The organism is Amycolatopsis sp. NPDC088138 (genome assembly GCF_044741685.1).
Classification (GTDB): Bacteria; Actinomycetota; Actinomycetes; order Mycobacteriales; family Pseudonocardiaceae; genus Amycolatopsis.
Genome location: NZ_JBIUTB010000009.1, coordinates 216,106 through 228,990, shown reverse-complemented (window position 1 = coordinate 228,990; position 12,885 = coordinate 216,106). Strand labels below are relative to the sequence as shown.

Here is a 12,885-nt window from a genome sequence, read left to right as displayed (position 1 = left end):
GCCCGCGATGTCCCAGCCCCGCAAGCAGATCCACCTCGCGGCGCACTTCCCCGGCGTGAACAACACGACCGTGTGGAGCGACCCCGAAGCCGGCAGCCACATCGAGTTCAGCTCCTTCGTCAAGCTCGCGCAGACGGCCGAACGCGCGAAGTTCGACTTCTTCTTCCTCGCCGAGGGCCTCCGCCTGCGCGAGCAGAACGGGGTGATCTACGACCTCGACGTCGTCGGCCGCCCCGACACCTTCACCGTGCTGTCCGCGCTGGCGGCGGTCACCGAGCGGCTCGGCCTGGCCGGCACCATCAACTCGACGTTCAACGAGCCGTTCGAGGTGGCCCGCCAGTTCGCCTCGCTCGACCACCTCTCCGCCGGGCGCGCCGCCTGGAACGTCGTCACGTCGTGGGACGCCTTCACCGGCGAAAACTTCCGCCGTGCCGGCTTCCTCCCGCAGGACCAGCGCTACTCCCGCGCCGAGACGTTCCTGCGCACCGCCTGGGAGCTGTTCGACTCCTGGCGCGGTGACGAGATCGCCGCCGACGCCGGCAGCGGCGTCTTCCTCCGGGACGCGAACGCGGGTGCCTTCGCCCACCACGACGAGCACTTCGACATCGAGGGCCGCTTCCCGGTGCCGCACAGCCCGCAGGGCCGTCCGGTGATCATCCAGGCCGGCGACTCCGACGAGGGCCGCGAGTTCGCCGCGTCCACCGCCGACGCGATCTTCAGCCGCTACGGCACGCTCGAAGCCGGGCAGGCGTTCTACACCGACGTCAAGGGCCGGCTGGCGAAGTACGGCCGGACGTCCGAGCAGCTGGTGATCCTGCCCGCGGCGACGTTCGTGCTCGGCGACACCGACGCCGACGCCCACGAGCGGGCCCACGCCGTCCGGTTGCAGCAGGTCAGCGGGCAGACCGCGATCAACTTCCTGGAACAGCTGTGGAACACCGACCTGTCCGGTCACGACCCGGACGGCCCGCTGCCCCGGACCGACCCGGTGCTCGGGGAGAACACGATCTCCCGCGGCCGCGCCAGCGTCCGGATGTACCGCGACCCGCTGGCCACGGCGAACGAGTGGCGGCAGCTCGCCGAGGCGAAGAACCTGTCCACCCGGGAGCTGATCATCGAGGTCACCGGACGGCAGACGTTCATCGGCTCCCCCGCGACCGTCGCCGCCACGATCGACGAGCTGGTCCAGGCCGACGCGAGCGACGGGTTCATCCTCGTCCCGCACGTCACGCCGGGCGGGCTCGACGAGTTCGCCGACAAGGTGGTGCCGCTGCTGCAGGAACGCGGCTCGTTCCGCACCGAGTACACGGGGACGACGCTGCGGGAGCACCTCGGCCTGGACGCCTGAACGGGGGGCGGGGTTCTCGCGAACCCCGCCCCCGTCCGGGAATCAGAGACCTGCCCAGAAGGCGCAGTTGTGCTCGGCGGCCAGGTCCACCGTCCGCGGGGCGCCCGGGACCAGCGACAACGTGCTCGCGCCGCCGCCGAAGCGCGGCCAGGTCGGCGCACCCGGCGCGTTGGGGTTGCCGGTGCGGGCGAAGGTCGTCCAGTAGCGGATCATCCGGTCGGCCAGCGCCTGCTGCCCGGCGTTCAGCGGGGTGGGAACGCCGTTGAGATCGAACAGGTACGCCATCTCGGCGCCGTGGTAAGCGCCCGACGGCAGGCCTTCGGGAAACGGGAACTGCGCGGGCGCGGTCCGGTCCGCGAACTCGTAGGCGTACGCCGGCGCGGAGCGGGCGAACGTGCGCTGGTCGATCACCTGCGTGCAGGACCAGACGCGGTCGGTCGCCACCGTGGCCCAGGCGACGGCCGGGGACCCGTACGCGCTCGACGGGTACTTCGCGGCGACGGCGGGTGCCTTGGTGCCGAACGCGTCGACGAGCAGCTGCTGGTAACCGTCCTCGGTGAAGGCCTGGGGCAGGAACGCCGTCGCGAGGCGCTGTTCGTCGAGGTTGGTCCCGGAGATCACCGGGATCTTCGCGTAGCGGCCTTCGGCCAGCGCCCGGTCGGGACGCGACGGGAGCACCCGGTTGCCGTACGCCACCGCCGGCAGCGCGGCACTCTGCGATGCGGACAGCAGCTGGGGCACCGGGATCCGGCGCAGGCAGTCCACTTGCGACGGTCCGGCCGGGCAGCCGAGCGACGCGGCGAGCGTGGCGCCCTGGGCGTCCACTGAGGACTGTTCCTGCCACGGTGAGCCGGCCGGGATGCCGGGGTTGACGCCGTTGCGCGGCCAGGTCATCGAGCACGAACCGCTCTCCATGATCGCCCGCTGGAACAGTCCCCGGGCCGACGGCGAGGTGAGCTGCGCGCAGATGTCGTACGAACCGGCCGACTGGCCGAAGAGCGTGACGTTGCCCGGGTTCCCGCCGAACGCGGCCGCGTTGCGCTGCACCCAGCGCAGCGCCGCCTGCTGGTCCTGCATCCCGAACGTGCCGGCGCCGTCGAGCCGGGGCAGGCCGAGGAACCCGAACACGCCGAGGCGGTAGTTGACCGTGACGACCACGACGTCACCGCCGACGGCCAGGCGCCGCGCGTCGTAGTCGCTGCCCGCACCGAAGGCGTTGCCACCGCCGTGCAGCCAGACCATCACCGGCTTGAGGCCGCCGGTGCGCGGGGTCGTGACGTTCAGGTAGAGGCAGTCCTCCGACTCGCTCGCCGGCCCGATGTTCTGCGGCTGGGCGCACCGCGACGCCGGGGTGGTGGCGTCCCTCGGCACGGTCCAGCGTCGCGGTGGCTGCGGTGCTCTCCAGCGCAGCTCACCGACGGGCGGCGCCGCATACGGCACCCCCTGGAACGTCTTGCTGTCCGCCGTGACCGTGCCCCGCACCGGACCGGCGTCGGTCCGCACCACCCCGGCGTCCTGACCTTGGGCAGTGGCGGTGTCCACCACGCCCCCGGTGCCCAGTACTGCGGCCGCCGCGATCACCAGTGCCGCGATGCGCTTGCCCATGTCGACCTCCGCCTGCTCGTCCTTGCTGACGAGCAGAGCGTCACACCGACAAGAAAATTTGTCAAGGATGATTCAGTTGTCCGAGTGTGACGGGCGCACCAGCGGCGTCGCGTACTTCTCCCCCCAGGTGCGCAGGTGACCCAGGATCGGCAGCAGCCCCTCACCGGCCTCGGTCAGCACGTACTCGTCGCGCGGCGGGTGCTCGCGGTAGCGGCGGCGCTCGATCAGGCCACTGCGCTCCAGGTCGCGCAGCCGCGTGGTCAGGCTCGCCTTCGGCGCGCCGGTGCGCGCCCGGATCTCACCGAAGCGGTTGACGCCGAAGCCGAGCTCACGCAGGGCGAGCAGCGCCCACCGGTCCCCCACCAGCTCCAGCGCGTCGGCGATCCCGCACACCCGGACCCCAGTTGGTTCGATTTCTGAACTCACTGTGCTAGCGTAGCGCACGGGAGTGAGTTCAACTTTTGAACCTAGGAGATGAGTCATGGCATCCGTGCTGATCACCGGAGCGTCGAAGGGCATCGGCCGGGCGATCGCGAGCGAGTTCGCGCGCCGCGGGCACCGCGTGGTCGCCACCGCCCGCAAGCCGGAGACGCTCGCCGACCTGGACGCCGACCAGCGGCTCGCGCTCGACGTCACGGATCCCGCGAGCATCGAAGCCGCGGTGGAGCAGGCCGGGGAGATCGACGTCCTGGTCTCGAACGCCGGCGAGATCTTCTACGCCGCCGTCGAAGCGACTCCGCCCGCCGAGCTCATGCGGCTGTTCGACCTCAACACGGTCGGCGCGCTGCGCGTCGCGCAGGCGGTGCTGCCGGGAATGCGGGCGCGCGGCCGCGGGCGGCTGCTGTTCGTCTCCAGCGTCGTCGGGCGGATCGTGAACCCGCCGGGCGCCGGGTACGACGCCACGAAGTGGGCACTGGAGGCGCTGGTCGAGTCCCTGGCGATCGAGATCGCCCCGCTCGGCCTCGAAACGGCGCTGCTGGAGCCCGGCGCGGTCAGCTCGGGCGCGCTCGACGACGTCACGACGTACCGGCTGCCGGACGACCCCTACGCCGCCTTGCTCGGCGGCGATCCCGCACAGCGGCAGTGGATCACGCCGGAAGAGGTCGCCGCGGGTGTGGCCGACGCCGCCGAGATTTCGGCGCTGCCACTGCGGATCCCGATCGGCGCGCCGGCCGCCGCGGTCCTCGCGGCCCGTCACGCCGCTCCCGACGACCGCCCGTTCGTCCCTGGGGCATGAGGAAACGGCGGCGGCTTGGCGCCGCCGCCGTTCCCCATCGGGTCAGCCGATGTGCGAGCTGATGTCCGCGTAGTCGTTGCCCACGTTGGTGTACACGCCCGGGAAGTCCTTGCGCGCACAGCCCTGGCCCCACGACACGATGCCGGCGAGCTTGCCGTCGACGTAGGCCGGGCCGCCTGAGTCGCCCTGGCAGGAGTCCTTGCCGCCCTCGGGCACGCCCGCGCAGAACATGGACGCCTTGTCGTAGCTGTTGCCGCCCGTGCTGTAGGCCGTGGCGCAGGAGTCGTTGTCCACCACCGGAACGTTCACCTTCAGCAGGGTGTCGGAGACGTCGCCCCCTTCGGACGTCGTGCCCCAGCCGACGACGGTGACGTCGGCGCCCGCCTGGTAGGCCGCGTCGTCCGCCGACTGCACCAGCGTCGCCGGCGTGTAGGGCAGCTCCTTGTCCAGCGTCAGCACGGAGTTGTCGTGCTGCATGCCGGACATGTCGAAGCCCGGGTTCTGCCAGACGTCGCTCACGCCGGCCTTCTCCCCGGAGGTGTCGCTGAACTTGGTCTGGCCGCCGATGATCTCCATCTGCGACGCCTCGACGCCGTCGGTGCAGTGCGCGGCGGTCAGCACCTTGTCCGGCGCGACCAGGGTGCCCGCGCAGTGCTGCGCACCGTTGACGTTGAAGATGACGGTGGCCGGGAACTCGTCGATGGTGGTCGGCGACCCGCCGACGATCCGCGGATCGGCACCGGAAGCACCCTGGGCGGCGGCGACGGCGAAAGCCCCGGCCGCAACGAGGGCCACCGCGGCCCGCCGGACCGTCGAACGTCCGTCTACCTGCATGAACATCTCCTTCGGGGACCGGGAAGGTGGTGATCACGAGCAGACCAGACCGGCTCGGGTCTCGGTTAGCTACGAAAGTAGCAATCTGAAAGTTTGCGAATATAGTTGGTTTTTGTCCGACGACAGTTCCCTCTTGGCCAGGGCTTCCGGACCGGGAAAGTTCAGGATCGATTCAGTAACTTCTGCTAGTCTCCCGATGTTTCGCGGCTCACCGTGGCGCCGCGCCCGCAACCGTTGCGCCGTAACCGGTGTCGCGGCACCAGAACTCATCGAGGAGCGAAATGACAGCCATCGTCCGGGTCCACGGCCGCCAGGTGCTCGACAGCCGGGGCAACCCGACCGTCGAGGTCGACGTCGAGCTGGCGGACGGCTCGCTCGGCCGGGCCGCCGTGCCTTCGGGCGCCTCCACCGGCACGAAGGAAGCGGTGGAGCTGCGCGACGGCGACAAGGCGCGGTTCCACGGCAAGGGCGTGCGCAAGGCCGTCGACGCGGTCAACTCCGAGATCGCCGAGGCGATCATCGGGCTCGACGCCGAGGCGCAGGCCGAGGTCGACCGCACGCTGATCACCCTCGACGGCACCCCGAACAAGGCCCGGCTCGGCGCGAACGCCACGCTCGGCGTCTCGCTCGCGGTGGTCAAGGCCGCCGCGGCCGCCAGCAGGCTGCCGCTCTACCGCTACGTCGGCGGCGTGTTCGCGCATCTGCTGCCGATGCCGATGATGAACATCATCAACGGCGGCGCGCACGCGGACAACCCGATCGACTTCCAGGAGTTCATGATCGGCCCGATCGGCGCGGAGACCTTCGCCGACGCCGTCCGGATGGGCTCCGAGGTCTTCCACACGCTGCGCAAGTCGCTCCACGAAGCCGGGCACGGCACCAACGTCGGCGACGAAGGCGGCTTCGCGCCGAACCTCAGCTCCGCCGACGAAGCGCTCGAGTTCGTCCTCCGCGCCATCGAGCAGTCCGGCTACCAGCCCGGCGAGGACATCGCGCTGCTGCTCGACCCGGCCGCGTCCGAGTTCTACACCGGCGAGGTCTACGACTACACCGGCGAAGGCCGCAAGCGCAGCGTCGAGGAGCACGTCGCCTACCTCGCGGACCTGACTGCCCGCTACCCGATCGTCTCGATCGAGGACGGCCTGGCCCAGGACGACTTCGCCGGCTGGAAGCAGCTGACCGACCAGATCGGCGAGCGCGTCCAGCTCGTCGGCGACGACCTGTTCTGCACCAACGTGAACCTGCTCAACGACGGCATCGAGCGCGGCATCGGCAACTCGATCCTGATCAAGGTCAACCAGATCGGCACGCTCACCGAGACGCTCGACGCCGTCGAGACCGCGCACAAGGCGGGCTACTCGGCCGTCATGTCGCACCGCTCCGGCGAAACCGAGGACACCACGATCGCCGACCTCGCCGTGGCCACCAACTGCGGCCAGATCAAGACCGGCTCGCTGTCGCGGTCGGACCGCACCGCCAAGTACAACCAGCTCATCCGCATCGAAGAGGAGCTCGGCGCCGAGGCCCGCTACGCCGGCGCGTCCACCATCAGCGGCCGCCGCTGACGCGCTCCGGTCCGGGATCGCCACCGCGCTCCCGGACCGGTTCGTCGCCGACGGTCAGCAGCTCACCGTTGTCCCTGCGGCAGCACCGAACTCCGGGCCCAGCAACGACACCCGGCCCCGAGCAATCAACCCCCCACGATCACTCCGGACGACTGCTCATCGCCGACCGTCAGCAACCGCAACCAGGCTAAACCGAGGACTTACCGGCTCGCCCGCTGATCACTCGGCATCGGCCAGCAGTTCGCCGTTGTACCCGCGACAGCACCGAACTCCGGGCCCAGCAACAACACCCGGCCCCGAGCAATCAACTCCCCGCGATCACTCCAGACGACTGCTCGTCGCCGACCGTCAGCAACCGCAGCCGCGCCAGGCCGCGCACGTACCGGCTTGCCCGCTGGTCGCTCGGCATCACCAGCGTCGGGCGGGCCAGCAACTCGCCGTTGTAGCGGGTCGCCAGCAATGCCGCGCAGGCGCCGAACTCCGGGTCCAGCTCGGCCAGCGACAGCGCGACCTGGAAGCCGTCCTCGGCCACCGCCAGTACGACCACCGTCAGGCTCGCCATCTTGTGCCGGGTGTCCACCGGCAGCGGGCCCTCCCGGAGCACGTCGTAGAGGTGCACGCCGTGCACCTCGTGCCGCTCGTGCCTGCGGCGTGTCACGTACTCCACGTCGAGCCGGATCCGCGAGCGCTCCCGCAGCTCGCCGATCCCGATCACCCGCGACGCGCACCCGGTCCCGGTGACCAGGAGCCCGCCTACCGACGGTTCCATCCCTCCACGCTAAGTCACCGCCGCCGCGGCGTACAGGCACGGTACGGCCGCAAATACGGAACTTTCCGCCTCGGCAAGCCGCGTCAGCGGATACGCGGGCCCGCGGCCGTGGTGAACCGGAACTCGACGGCCACCGGCACGTCGTCGAGGTCCAGCGCCTGGCGCAGCCGCGGCAGGCCCTCGGTCTCCAGTCGCTCGCGGATCTCCGTGGGGTCACCGTCCTGCTCCACCGAGACGACCAGCGCCAGCGTCGGGTCCTCGCGCGTCCCCGCCAGGGTCGCCCGCGCCTGGTGCACCCCCGGGTACGTCCGGAGCTCCTCGGTGAAGGGTGCGACCGCGGCGTCGGCCGCCAGCTCGGTCCGGCCGCGGTCCGGGTCGGCCTCGAACCGCCACGTCTGCGTCCGCGGCCGCCGCGCCAGCTGGGCCAGCAGCCAGCGCAGCGCCAGCAGCCCGAGCACCACGGCCGCCGCCGCGGCGACGTACAGCACCCACGTCGGCGGGGTGGTCGTGCCCGGGACCAGCGGAGATCCCGGATCGACGACCGTCAGGCGACGGAAGTGGGTGGCGACCGCGAAGCCGCCCGCGGCCAGCAGCACCAGGCCCAAGAGCCCGAGCAGGACGCGGTTGAGGCGGGCCGGGCGGTTCAGGTTCGTCATGACTTCCTCCGGGGAGCGCGGACCCGCACCGACACGGCCGGGCGGGTGGCCGGGCCGACCTGGTCGAGCCGGTGGCCGACCGCCTCGCGGACGGCGTCGGCGAGGCCGTCCGGCCGGGTCCGGGCCGTCTCGACCCGGACCTTCACCCGCCGCGCGCCGAGCTTGACCGCGGCGCCGGACACGCCGTCGACGTCCGCGGCCGCCGCGCGCAGCGTCGAGCGGTACCCGCCGCGGGCGGCTCCCGCGTCGAAGGAACCGCCCAGCGGCAGCACGGTCGTGGCCCCCGGCAGGATCGCCGCGAGCACCAGGACCAGGCCGAGCAGCGCGACGACACCCCCGGCGACGGCCGGCACGACGTCCGTCCACCGCAGGTCGTGCAGGGCGGACGCCACCGAGTCGAAGCTGATCCACGGGCGTTCGCCGAGGATCATCTGGATCGCCACCACGGCGACGAGCACGCACGCGGCCAGCACCACCACCGCGGTCAGGACGGCCGGGACGCTCCGGCGAGGACGGCGTTTCATTCGACCCTCCGTACTTGGCCCGCGGTGGTGTGCAGCGCGGTGACGGTGAGGTCGACGCGGGTCACCGTCAACCCGGTCAGCGCCTCCACCCGCTCCACCAGGTGCTCGCGGGCCTTCTCGGTGGTGCGCGCGACCGACGCCGGGTAGACGATCGAGATCCGCACGTCGAGCGTCACGGTCTCGTCGCCGACGCGGGCACTCACCTTCGCGGAGTGCTCGAGGTCCTCACCGCTCAGGCTGACGCCGAGGACGCGGCCGGCCGCGCCGCCGACGTCGTCGACCTCCAGCACGGCGCAGGCGGCCAGGCGTTCGACCGCCTGCTCCGAGATGGTCAGAACCCCGCGCTCGGCGACCGGCGCGGGCAGGGTGGCGGTCACGGCTCAGCCCCGATCGCGGCCGGTGAGCTGCGACAGGTCGAGCTTGCCGTCGAGGTAGCGGCCGACCAGGAGGCCGATCGCCCCCAGCACGGCGACCGCGGCGAACGCGCCGAAGCCGCCGATCGCGACGGCCAGCCCCAGGACGAGGCCGGTGATCAGGCCGAGCTGCGTGGCTTTCACGAGACCCTCTCCTTCACTTGGTGCGCTTCGGTGGCCGGCTCGGCCAGGTCCGCGATCACGACGTGCACCGGCCGCCCGGCGACCGCGGCGGCGGTGCGCACGGCGGCGGCGACGTCCGCGGCCACCAGCGGGTAGCCCGTGGTGACCGCGATCGTGACGTCCTCGTCGCGGACGCGGACACCCGCGATCCGCCGCGGCGGGTCGAGCGTGGCGATCTCGCCGAACCGCCCGCCGTACAGCCCGGTCACGCCGGGCGCGATCCGGACCGCGGCGGCGATCCGGGCCGCGTCGGGCTCGGGATTCACTGCACCCGGCCGGTTTCGGTGGTCTCGCCCTCGTCCTCGTCCTCGGACGGCAGGTGCAGGTCGCCGACGTTGATGTTGACCTCGACCACCTCGAGCCCGGTCATCTGCTCGACGGCGGTGATCACGTTGCGGCGCACCGAGCGCGACAGGTCCGCGATGGACACGCCGTACTCGACGACGATCTGCAGGTCGACGGCCGCCTGCTTCTCGCCGACCTCGACCGAGACACCCTGCCCGGCCGAAGCGGTCGCGCCCGGGATGCGCTCGCGGATCGCGGAGAACGCCCGCGCCGCGCCGCCGCCGAGGGCGTGCACGCCGGGGATCTCCCGGGTGGCCAGGCCGGCGATCTTCTGGACGACGACGTCGGCGATCGACGTGGCGCCCTCGGTCGTCACCAGCGCGCCGTCGCCGCCCTTCTTGGCGGGGTCGGCGGGCGCCTGCTGGGCGGGCACCTTGGTGGCGGTGGCGTTCGTCATGACGTCTCCTTCGCACATCGGAATGCGTTGTCTTGTCGGTGGAAGCCCCTTGATTGTTCTTCCACACTGGACAGACAACGCGGTGGGAAGATCGTCACGACCCGATCGTGTGAACCACGTCTCGCCTCGCCGCGGCGCTCAAAGCGGCGATCACGGCCGCCCCGGCGACCGACAATCCGATCCCCACCAGCACGGCGACGTTCCAGCCGTCGACCAGGCTCGCCGCCGGGGTGGCCGAAGGGTGCACGGCGAGCACCGTCACGACCGTGACGCCCAGCGCGGCCCCGACGTAGCGGCTCGTGTTGTTGATCCCGCTGCCCATCCCGGCCCGGTTCGGCGGCACGCTCGCCACCGCCTCGCGGCCCAGCGACGCGTTCACCACCCCGGTGCCGATCCCGGCCAGCAGCAGGCCGCCGACCAGCGGGCCCGCGCCGGAGCCCGGGGTCACGAACGCGAGCGGCACCAGCCCGGCGGCCACCACCAGCAGGCCCGCGCTCATCCGCGCGCCGCCGGAGAACGCGGCGGGCAGGCGCCGGGTCAGCAGGGCCGAGGCCACGCTGGCCGCCGACCAGGCCAGCACCACCAGGGACGCCGTGACCGGGGTGAACGCCAGGCCGTTCTCGAGCATGGTGCAGAGGAACGACATCAGCGCCGTGACCCCGGCGCCGGCCGTGAACGCGCCGGTCGTCGCCGCGACCAGCGCCGGACGGCGGAACAGCGTCAGGTCGAGCATCCCGCCCTCGGTCCGCCCCTGGTGCGCGAAGAACGCGGCGAGCAGGACGGCCGCGGCGGCGATCAGGCCCAGCTCCAGCGGGCTCGTCCAGCTCTGGCGGCCTTCGGTGAGCGCGGCGAGCAGCGCCGCGAGCCCGCCGCCGAGCAGCAGCGAGCCGGTGACGTCGACCTTCCGCGCCCGGCCCGAGACGGACTCCTCGAGCAGCACCCGGCCGAGCACGGCGACGCCGAGGGACAGCACGGTGGCGACGACGTAGAGCGTGCGCCAGCCGGCGGCGGTGTCGAGGACGGCGCCCGCCACCGGGCCGATGGCGATGCCGGCACCGAGGCAGGCGCCCCACACGCCGGTGGCGCGGGCGCGGCCGGCGGGGTCGGGGAAGGCGTGCCCGAGCACGCCGAGCCCGCAGGCGATCAGCGCGGCCGCCCCGAGCCCTTCGACGACCCGGCCGGCGATGAAGGTCAGCGGGCCTGGCGCGACCGCGCCCAGCAGCGATCCGGCGGCGAGCACTCCCCCGCCGGCGGCGAACACGCGCCGCCGTCCGAAGTCGTCGCCGATCGCGCCGGCCGGCAGCAGTGCGACCGCCAGGCCGAGGCTCATCGAGCTGAGGATCCACGACGTCGCGATCGCGCCGGCGCCGAGCCCGCGCGCCACCGACGGGACGATCGACAGCGGCGCGGTGAACACGAACATGGCGAGCAGCGTGCCGCCGCCCGAAGCGACGAGCACAGCGGCCGGGCGGCGGTCCATGCGGACTCCAGGTGATTCGGTGACCGAACTCTTCGCCGGAGGCTAGCACGGTTTGTTCGTTCACCGAACTCTTCTGTGACACACTGGGCCCATGGCACTCCCCCGCGAGTACACCGGCCAGGCCTGCTCGATCGTCCGCGCCCTGGAGATCGTCGGCGAGCGCTGGACGCTGCTGATCGTGCGCGACGCGGTCTTCGGCGTCCGGCGGTTCAGCGACTTCCTGGACCACCTCGGCATCCCCCGCGCGGTGCTGACCGAACGGCTGGAGTTCCTGGTCGGCGAGGACGTGCTGGCCCGGGTTCCCGGGCCGGGCAAGCGAAGCGAGTACGAGCTGACGGCGAAAGGCCTCGCGCTGTGGCCGGTCGTCCGCTCGCTGTCGGCGTGGGGCGACGAGTACTACGCACCCGAAGGCCGCCGCCGCGTCTTCGTGCACGACTCCTGCGGCGGCGAGGTGTCGCCGGCCGGCGAGTGCGCCGGCTGCGGCGAGCGCGTGCCGGTCGCCGACACGGTGATGACACCAGGCCCGGGCCTGCCCCCGCCGTCACCGCGGGACAGCGCGATCACGACGGCGCTGGCCCGGGCCCGGCCGCTACTGCAGCCGCTGCACTGAGGGCTCGGCGGCGAAGTGCCGCGCCACCGCGTCGGCGGCGGTCTTGACCGGGCCGGGCTGGTCGTAGAAGTCGTACTGCGCCACATCGTCCAGCCAGATCTGCTCGACCGGTCCGGGCACCAGGGCGACGAACTCGCGGACGCTCTCCGGGCTCGCCGCCGCGTCGCTGTGGACCACGAGCAGCGGCGCGGTCAGCCGGGAAGCCGAAGCCTGCGCGTCGAAGTCGAGCCACTGGTCCCACGACGCGGGGTTGAACGTGTTGTCCCACTGGGGAATCGCGCCGCGCGCGGGGTCGGCGAAGTACTCGTCCGTGCTCGGCACGGCCGGTTCGAGCCTCTCCTCGCCCGTCCGCTCATACCACTCCCTCGCCTCCCGGCCCGCGTCGCGGAGGGCCGCGACCCCTTGCGGGCCACCGAGGGTGGCCACCACCGTGTCGCGGCTGGGCAGCGCGGGAGCGACGAGCGCGACCGACGAGAAGAGCGACGTCCTGGTCGCCGCCGTCGCGAGGTACGCGCCGCTCGCGCAGATGCCCAGGCCCGCGACGCGGTCGACGTCCGGCCGCGAGGACAGGTACTCCGCGGCCGCGACGAGGTCGTCGGCCTTGGCGAGCGGGTCCTCCATGGACCGCGGGCGGCCACCACTCGCTCCCCAGGAGCGGAAGTCGAACGCCAGCGCGGAAAACCCGCGGGCGGCCAGCTCCCGGGCGTAGGCCGCGGGCATCTGTTCTTTGACCGTGCGCCACGCGCCGGCCACGACCACGGCGGTCCGCGGACCGTCCACATCGGAGGCCGGGCGGTAGAGGTCGCCGGCCAGGTCCACGCCGGCCGACGCGAACACCACGCGTTCGACCGTGATTTGACTGTTCATGACTTGAACCGTACCAGCGCTCAACCGTTGAGTTCAAGCGCTGTACCGTGCC

At 72.3% G+C, this 12,885-nt stretch carries 16 protein-coding genes; 4 read left to right on the top strand and 12 right to left on the bottom strand.

All coding sequences use genetic code 11. The features are described from left to right. Nucleotides 1-7 precede the first annotated feature (7 nt). On the top strand, nt 8-1,348 hold the full coding sequence (locus tag ACIOD2_RS45435) for an NtaA/DmoA family FMN-dependent monooxygenase (RefSeq protein ID WP_400551847.1): 1,341 nt from the start codon (nt 8-10) through the stop codon (nt 1,346-1,348). Between the two features lie 42 nt (nt 1,349-1,390). Here the strand turns inward: ACIOD2_RS45435 and ACIOD2_RS45430 are convergent, their stop codons facing one another. Beyond that, nucleotides 1,391-2,953, bottom strand: coding sequence for a carboxylesterase/lipase family protein (locus ACIOD2_RS45430; protein ID WP_400551845.1), 1,563 nt, complete (start codon nt 2,951-2,953; stop codon nt 1,391-1,393). A gap of 72 nt (nt 2,954-3,025) precedes the next feature. Beyond that, the gene (locus tag ACIOD2_RS45425; RefSeq protein WP_400551843.1) at nt 3,026-3,379 is read right to left on the bottom strand and encodes a winged helix-turn-helix transcriptional regulator; all 354 of its coding nucleotides are present in this window, start codon (nt 3,377-3,379) and stop codon (nt 3,026-3,028) included. Nucleotides 3,380-3,434: 55 nt separating this feature from the next. On the opposite strand from ACIOD2_RS45425, the gene ACIOD2_RS45420 reads away from it, so the two are divergent. Continuing rightward, nucleotides 3,435-4,190 carry an SDR family oxidoreductase gene (locus ACIOD2_RS45420; RefSeq protein WP_400551841.1) on the top strand — a complete coding sequence of 252 codons (756 nt, stop codon included), beginning with the start codon at nt 3,435-3,437 and terminating at the stop codon, nt 4,188-4,190. Nucleotides 4,191-4,232: 42 nt separating this feature from the next. Here the strand turns inward: ACIOD2_RS45420 and ACIOD2_RS45415 are convergent, their stop codons facing one another. After that, complete coding sequence (locus tag ACIOD2_RS45415; RefSeq protein ID WP_400551839.1) at nt 4,233-5,024, bottom strand: S1 family peptidase; 792 nt, start codon at nt 5,022-5,024, stop codon at nt 4,233-4,235. Between the two features lie 281 nt (nt 5,025-5,305). Between ACIOD2_RS45415 and eno the strand changes: the two genes are divergently transcribed. Then, nucleotides 5,306-6,589 (top strand): phosphopyruvate hydratase, encoded by a 1,284-nt coding sequence (gene eno / locus ACIOD2_RS45410; protein ID WP_400551837.1) that lies wholly within the window; start codon nt 5,306-5,308, stop codon nt 6,587-6,589. A 304-nt stretch (nt 6,590-6,893) separates the two neighbouring features. Here eno and ACIOD2_RS45405 read toward each other — a convergent pair whose 3' ends face one another. The 8 genes from ACIOD2_RS45405 to ACIOD2_RS45370 all read right to left on the bottom strand — a co-directional run bounded on the left by ACIOD2_RS45405 (nt 6,894) and on the right by ACIOD2_RS45370 (nt 11,356). Beyond that, nucleotides 6,894-7,358 (bottom strand): molybdopterin-binding protein, encoded by a 465-nt coding sequence (locus ACIOD2_RS45405; protein WP_400551835.1) that lies wholly within the window; start codon nt 7,356-7,358, stop codon nt 6,894-6,896. 83 nt (nt 7,359-7,441) lie between these two features. Then, on the bottom strand, nt 7,442-8,014 hold the full coding sequence (gene amaP, locus ACIOD2_RS45400; protein WP_400551833.1) for an alkaline shock response membrane anchor protein AmaP: 573 nt from the start codon (nt 8,012-8,014) through the stop codon (nt 7,442-7,444). Continuing rightward, complete coding sequence (locus ACIOD2_RS45395; RefSeq protein WP_400551831.1) at nt 8,011-8,538, bottom strand: DUF6286 domain-containing protein; 528 nt, start codon at nt 8,536-8,538, stop codon at nt 8,011-8,013. Before ACIOD2_RS45395 ends, amaP begins: the two co-directional genes overlap by 4 nt. Beyond that, entirely contained in the window at nt 8,535-8,915 is a 381-nt protein-coding gene (locus ACIOD2_RS45390; RefSeq protein ID WP_400551829.1) for an Asp23/Gls24 family envelope stress response protein, read from the bottom strand. The genes ACIOD2_RS45395 and ACIOD2_RS45390 overlap by 4 nt, the downstream gene beginning before the upstream one ends. Nucleotides 8,916-8,918: 3 nt before the next feature. Continuing rightward, nucleotides 8,919-9,095, bottom strand: coding sequence for a hypothetical protein (locus ACIOD2_RS45385; RefSeq protein ID WP_323326915.1), 177 nt, complete (start codon nt 9,093-9,095; stop codon nt 8,919-8,921). Continuing rightward, the gene (locus ACIOD2_RS45380; protein ID WP_400551826.1) at nt 9,092-9,400 is read right to left on the bottom strand and encodes a hypothetical protein; all 309 of its coding nucleotides are present in this window, start codon (nt 9,398-9,400) and stop codon (nt 9,092-9,094) included. Before ACIOD2_RS45380 ends, ACIOD2_RS45385 begins: the two co-directional genes overlap by 4 nt. After that, nucleotides 9,397-9,876: an Asp23/Gls24 family envelope stress response protein gene (locus ACIOD2_RS45375; protein ID WP_400551825.1), complete on the bottom strand. Its 480-nt coding sequence runs from the start codon at nt 9,874-9,876 to the stop codon at nt 9,397-9,399. The genes ACIOD2_RS45380 and ACIOD2_RS45375 overlap by 4 nt, the downstream gene beginning before the upstream one ends. Nucleotides 9,877-9,970: 94 nt before the next feature. Further along, nucleotides 9,971-11,356 carry an MFS transporter gene (locus ACIOD2_RS45370; RefSeq protein WP_400551822.1) on the bottom strand — a complete coding sequence of 462 codons (1,386 nt, stop codon included), beginning with the start codon at nt 11,354-11,356 and terminating at the stop codon, nt 9,971-9,973. A 91-nt stretch (nt 11,357-11,447) separates the two neighbouring features. On the opposite strand from ACIOD2_RS45370, the gene ACIOD2_RS45365 reads away from it, so the two are divergent. Further along, nucleotides 11,448-11,966: a winged helix-turn-helix transcriptional regulator gene (locus ACIOD2_RS45365; RefSeq protein ID WP_400551820.1), complete on the top strand. Its 519-nt coding sequence runs from the start codon at nt 11,448-11,450 to the stop codon at nt 11,964-11,966. On the opposite strand, the gene ACIOD2_RS45360 is transcribed toward ACIOD2_RS45365, so the two are convergent. Continuing rightward, on the bottom strand, nt 11,946-12,833 hold the full coding sequence (locus tag ACIOD2_RS45360) for an alpha/beta hydrolase (protein WP_400551818.1): 888 nt from the start codon (nt 12,831-12,833) through the stop codon (nt 11,946-11,948). The two genes, ACIOD2_RS45365 and ACIOD2_RS45360, sit on opposite strands and share 21 nt — an antisense overlap. Between the last annotated feature and the right edge of the window lie 52 nt (nt 12,834-12,885).

Excerpts from the sequence above, each read along its gene's own strand:
- ACIOD2_RS45375 (WP_400551825.1), bottom strand. The coding sequence starts at position 9,876 with ATGACGAACGCCACCGCCACCAAGGTGCCCGCCCAGCAGGCGCCCGCC.
- amaP (WP_400551833.1), bottom strand. The coding sequence starts at position 8,014 with ATGACGAACCTGAACCGCCCGGCCCGCCTCAACCGCGTCCTGCTCGGG.
- ACIOD2_RS45360 (WP_400551818.1), bottom strand. The coding sequence starts at position 12,833 with ATGAACAGTCAAATCACGGTCGAACGCGTGGTGTTCGCGTCGGCCGGC.
- ACIOD2_RS45365 (WP_400551820.1), top strand. The coding sequence starts at position 11,448 with ATGGCACTCCCCCGCGAGTACACCGGCCAGGCCTGCTCGATCGTCCGC.
- ACIOD2_RS45405 (WP_400551835.1), bottom strand. The coding sequence starts at position 7,358 with ATGGAACCGTCGGTAGGCGGGCTCCTGGTCACCGGGACCGGGTGCGCG.
- ACIOD2_RS45435 (WP_400551847.1), top strand. The coding sequence starts at position 8 with ATGTCCCAGCCCCGCAAGCAGATCCACCTCGCGGCGCACTTCCCCGGC.
- ACIOD2_RS45415 (WP_400551839.1), bottom strand. The coding sequence starts at position 5,024 with ATGCAGGTAGACGGACGTTCGACGGTCCGGCGGGCCGCGGTGGCCCTC.
- ACIOD2_RS45430 (WP_400551845.1), bottom strand. The coding sequence starts at position 2,953 with ATGGGCAAGCGCATCGCGGCACTGGTGATCGCGGCGGCCGCAGTACTG.
- eno (WP_400551837.1), top strand. The coding sequence starts at position 5,306 with ATGACAGCCATCGTCCGGGTCCACGGCCGCCAGGTGCTCGACAGCCGG.
- ACIOD2_RS45420 (WP_400551841.1), top strand. The coding sequence starts at position 3,435 with ATGGCATCCGTGCTGATCACCGGAGCGTCGAAGGGCATCGGCCGGGCG.
- ACIOD2_RS45370 (WP_400551822.1), bottom strand. The coding sequence starts at position 11,356 with ATGGACCGCCGCCCGGCCGCTGTGCTCGTCGCTTCGGGCGGCGGCACG.
- ACIOD2_RS45395 (WP_400551831.1), bottom strand. The coding sequence starts at position 8,538 with ATGAAACGCCGTCCTCGCCGGAGCGTCCCGGCCGTCCTGACCGCGGTG.